Source organism: Bartonella sp. MR110HLJHH (assembly GCF_042194225.1).
Classification (GTDB): Bacteria; Pseudomonadota; Alphaproteobacteria; order Rhizobiales; family Rhizobiaceae; genus Bartonella; species Bartonella grahamii.
This window is the reverse complement of the sequence record NZ_JBHIMQ010000101.1, coordinates 329-631: the sequence shown is the minus strand read 5'-3', so window position 1 is coordinate 631 and position 303 is coordinate 329. Positions and strand designations below refer to the sequence as shown.

The following is a 303-nucleotide window of genomic DNA, read 5'->3' as shown; positions in this document are numbered from 1 at the left end:
TATTATTGGTTATGAGCAATAAAGTTGAAAAAATAATCAGCTTGATGAAAGCATCACCAAAGAACATCAAGTTTTCAGATTTGTTGGCTGTATGTGTCTATTTCTTTGGAGAACCACGGAACAATGGTTCAAGTCATTTTGTTTTTAAAACCCCATGGCTTGGTGACCCACGTGTGAATATTCAAAAAGATTCTGGTAACAAAGCAAAAGCTTATCAAGTCAAACAAGTCTTACAAGCGATAGAAAGGATGAAACATGAACAATAATCATTATACATATCGTGTTTTGTGGTCGCAAGAAGAT

At 34.3% G+C, this 303-nt stretch carries 1 protein-coding gene; it reads left to right on the top strand.

What is annotated here, in order from left to right:
* Positions 1–266, top strand: a 266-nt coding sequence (locus tag ACFIKB_RS09605) for a toxin HicA (RefSeq protein WP_375653534.1), incomplete at its 5' end; no start/stop codon positions are given.
* Positions 267–303: the final 37 nt, after the last annotated feature.